The sequence below is a fragment of the Mesorhizobium sp. M2A.F.Ca.ET.039.01.1.1 genome, assembly GCF_003998035.1.
Taxonomy (GTDB): Bacteria; Pseudomonadota; Alphaproteobacteria; order Rhizobiales; family Rhizobiaceae; genus Mesorhizobium.
Genome location: NZ_RZRY01000542.1, coordinates 1 through 4,392, shown reverse-complemented (window position 1 = coordinate 4,392; position 4,392 = coordinate 1). Strand labels below are relative to the sequence as shown.

The 4,392-nt window shown below is 59.2% G+C and carries 3 protein-coding genes; all 3 read right to left on the bottom strand.

All coding sequences use genetic code 11. The features are described 5' to 3' along the window. Positions 1 to 93 precede the first annotated feature (93 nt). Positions 94 to 984, bottom strand: a complete 891-nt coding sequence (locus EOA24_RS28755; RefSeq protein WP_127410330.1) for a 3-keto-5-aminohexanoate cleavage protein — start codon at positions 982 to 984, stop codon at positions 94 to 96. Beyond that, positions 981 to 2,738 carry a hydantoinase B/oxoprolinase family protein gene (locus EOA24_RS28750; protein ID WP_127410329.1) on the bottom strand — a complete coding sequence of 586 codons (1,758 nt, stop codon included), beginning with the start codon at positions 2,736 to 2,738 and terminating at the stop codon, positions 981 to 983. Before EOA24_RS28750 ends, EOA24_RS28755 begins: the two co-directional genes overlap by 4 nt. Next, a partial coding sequence (locus EOA24_RS28745; RefSeq protein ID WP_133374657.1) for a hydantoinase/oxoprolinase family protein occupies positions 2,735 to 4,392 on the bottom strand: 1,658 nt, incomplete at its 5' end. The genes EOA24_RS28745 and EOA24_RS28750, both read right to left, overlap by 4 nt.

Here is a 4,392-nt window from a genome sequence, read left to right as displayed (position 1 = left end):
CCTTGGCACCGGCTGCAATCATTTTCTTAGCAACCACGCGACCGATTCCGCTCGCGCCGGCTGTTATGATCGCACGCTTGTCTTTAAGGGCAGTCATACGGCTGCACCTAAGCCGAGGCGATGACGCGTTGCCGATGAGGACATAATCCGCACACCCATCCGCTCCACGATCTCACGCGCCCGCTTCACCAGCGAAACATTGGTCGCTGGTACGCCGCGGTCGAGCCAGATATTGTCTTCGAGACCGACCCGTACATTGCCGCCGAGAAGAACTGCCTGCGCTACCATCGGCATTTGCATCCGACCGACGCCGAACGCCGACCAGACGACGTCCGACCCTCGAACCGCGTCCGCCATCGCTTTCATCGCCGCGGTGGTGGGAGGAGCTCCGTAGTTCACGCCAAGGCAGAACTGAATCATTGCCGGACCGGCAAATGCGCCTTCCCCGATCAGTTTCGTCACAAAGTCGAGATGGCCAAGGTCAAAAACCTCAAGTTCAGGCTTCACGCCGAGCCGGCGAATGGTCTGCGCACCTTCGCGGATTTGTTCCGGCGTGGAGATGTAGACGAGGTTTCCCTCGCCTACGTTGTAGGAACCGCAATCCAGCGTGCAGATATCTGGCCGCAACGCTTCGACATGAAGGAGGCGCGTCTTCTGGTTGACCAGATCGGTGCCAGGTTGCGGCTGGGTCGGGTCATTGGAGCCGAGGACCAAATCACCTCCCATACCTGCGGTCATGTTCACGATGATATCGTTGTTTCTATCGCGAACGCGCTCGAGTACTTCCGCGTACAGCTTCACATCGCGCGATCCCTCGGTCGTTTCCGGATCGCGAACATGGACGTGGGCGATAGCGGCGCCAGCCTCAGCAACCGCAAGCACGTCTTCGGCGATCTGCGCAGGAGTGACCGGAACGTTCGAATTCTTTCGCGGCCCCGGCCCAGCGCCGGTTACGGCGCAAGTGATAAATATCTCGTTGTTCATGCCAGGTTTCTCAACTTTGAGGTTTGATCGTGAAGGACTTCGAACGTGTTGGGATCCAGCGCGACCCCGTAATCTCGACGGGCAGCTTGGTGCGAGACATAGCCGTCGATAACGTCCCCCCGAACTCTCTCTGGGTCCCGGGACTGAGCCACGCCCCAGCCACCACCACCGGTCGACAGAAACTCGAAGGCCTCACCGGGTCCAAATTTGTGTGAGGACAGAAGCGGACTGCGCCACGTTCCGTCGGGACGAGGCCCGCCGATGATCTCCCGGCGACCGTCTTGGTATTCTTGAACGAGAAGCTGGACGGGGCTCGTACCGCCGCCGTTGACACCCGGGCTACCCTCAATGGTACGGGATGTCTCGATCGAGAGTTCGCCACCGTTCAGGAACCGGAACTTGAACCTTGCGCCCAACCCTCCACGGTTCTCTCCCGGACCGCCAGAATCTTGGCGCAAGTCGAATGCCTCGACTCTCACCGGGTAGAGGAGCTCAGCTGCCTCCGCTGGCATATTTGTGCAGTTGCCCAGAGGATCCAGCGTGACGTTTAGCCCGTCGTTGTATGGCGTGCCGCCCCAGCCGCCAGCGGGGATGTCTGAGAACACATCGATACGATTTCCTGGGCCACGGACAGCGGCGACGAACCAATTTGCGTCTGCGCAGGTTGGAGCGATCGCCAGACTCGGGATTGCTTTGGCGACAGCTTGCCAGATGGCGCTCTGCACTTTGCCCGACGTCACGGTCGTGCAACCGACTACCGGAGCAGGCCAACGGGCATTCAGCCAACAGTCGTCGGGCAGGCTCAATGAAATCGGAGCGAACATCCCAGCATTGGGCGGAGCATCAGGCGCGAGGAAGAACTGTAAAGCGGTGTAAACCGCTGCAGTTGTGTTCGCGAATGGTGAGTTGATCGCGCCAGCGACCTGTGGGTCGCTACCGGCAAAATCGACATGTAGGTTGGACCCCGCCACCGTGAGTTTGACGCGAACCCAAACCTTCTGGTCGGTGATGCCGTCGGAATCGGCGTAATCGGCTCCTTCGTACACGCCGTCCGGAATGTTTTCGATCTCCGCCCGGACGATGCGCTCGGTGTAACCGATCATGTCGCCCATTCCTTGGATGAGAGTTGCCCGACCGTACTTACGAGCTGTCGCGCGCAGCTCGTCCTCGGCGGCAAGTAGCGCGCCCATGTGAGCCTGAAGGTCGCCTTTGACGTAGTGAGGCGTTCGCGTGTTCCGAAGGAGGATTTCGAGCAGATCCTGATCGACTTGGTAGTCGCGATACAATTTCAAAGGAGGCAGTCGAAGACCTTCGCCCGCGATATGCGTAGCAAAGCCCTGCCCGCCCGGGCCACCTCCGCCAAGATCCATCCAGTGGCCACGACTTACCGCGAAGCCGATCAGCTCATTTTCGTAGAAAACAGGCATCGTCAGCGTCACGTCATTGATGTGCGTACCGCCGTCGTACGGGTCGTTGAGGATCACCACGTCCCCAGGGCGCAAAGTGTCGATGCCAAACTTCCTGGCCACGGCCTGGACGCTGAAATGCATCGCGGCGAGGTGCACCGGGCAATTGGCCGTCTGTCCAACCAAGCGCAAGTTCGGATCATAGATCGCGTTGGAGAAGTCGAGGTTCTCAGACAGGATCGGCGAGAAGGAGGACTTTTGGAGGATAACCGTCATCCGGCGGCAAACGTGTTCAAACGTGTTACGCAGAACTTCAAACGTGATGGGATCAATTGGATTAGCCATCATGCCCTCTCCAGAATGCAGTTTCGAGCTGAGTCAAACCGAGCGGCCCAACCCGGAGGAATGACAATGCTGGTGTGAGGATCCTCGATGAGAGCGGGACCGCTCACGATCTGCGCACCTGCGGCATCATGGACGAGAGCTTCGGTCCAATCGCCAAACCACACCTTGCGATCTCTCCGCTGTGAAGAAGCACGTTGCGGATGCTGCTCGGATTCCAGGGGGCCGGCGGGCGAAGGAGCTTCGGCAGTTACTGCCAAGGCCACAATCTCTACCGGAAAATCGTCAGATCTCACGCCGAATTCGCGCTTGTGCGCTTCGTGAAATGCCGTGGCAAGCTGTTGAACATCGCGATCGTCTATTGCGCCGCGATCTTGAACAACGTCCACCTCGAATGTCTGCCCCGCGTACCGCATCCGCATCACGAAACTGACGCTTAAGTCCTCGACCTTTGCGCCCTGGGCGACTAGCGCGTCGACGGCGACTTCGCCAAGCGACTGCAGTTTCATACTAACCCGATCGAGTTCCTCTGCCGTCAGCGGCGCGTAGTGAAAGACCTCTTCGTCGTGTTTGATCGCGAGACGCAGAGCGCCGTATGCGGACGCCACGCCCGAATACCGTGGAACAATGACGGTGGGCGTGCCGAGCGCTTCCGCAACTGCGCAAGCGTGCAAGGGACCTGCCCCGCCGAAGCTGGCAAAGGCATAGTCGCGCGGATCGCGGCCACGCGACGCCAAGACGAGCTTCACCGCCTGCGCCATCGCCTCGGTCGCTATCCGGATCATACCCTCAGCAGATTGCTCGATAGTAAGATTGAGCTTGGTCGCGATCGTTTCGATCGCGTCGCGGGCAGCTTGAACGTCCAGCGTGAACTTTCCTGAGAGATCTGGACTGATCCGGCCAAGGACTAGGTTGGCGTCGGTAATCGTAGGTCTAGTACCCCCGCGTCCGTAGCAAGCTGGCCCTGGCACAGAACCCGCCGACATGGGGCCGACCCGGAGCGAACCGCCACTATCAACCCAGCCGACAGAGCCGCCACCGGCACCTATCGATCGAATGTCCAGCATCGGAACCGCGACGGGCATATCGAATTCGATTTCATACTCACGAGTGATGAGGCCCTGGCCGTCCTCGATGATGGACGCGTCGAAACTGGTACCGCCCATGTCGGTGTGAATAATGTTCGGGAAACCAGCAGTGCGCGCTATCTCGGTGGCGTACCCCACACCCCCAGCAGGACCGGATTCCACAAGCTCCTCAACGCGCAGCTGGGCTTGGTCGACACCCATCATCCCGCCGTTGCTCTTTAGGATCATGAGGTTTCCCGAGAACCCACCCTCAAGTAGGCGAGCTTGTAGCCGCTCGAAGTAATTGGCCATTACCGGCAGAATGGTTGCGCGGATTGAAGCTAGCGTAAAACGCGTGTGCTCCCGGAAGACGGGCTTTACGTCAGCAGAAGTCGTCACTCGAATATTCGGGAGCGCCTCCGACAGGATCTCCGCAACTTTCCGCTCATTTGCCGGATTGGCGTACGAATTGATGAGACAGACGGCTACCGAACCAATGCCTGATTCAGAGATCGAGACAATAATCGGCTTGAGCTGTGCGGCGTCGATGTCCTTTTCGACCTCGCCCTTTGCATTGATTCGTTCGTCTATCG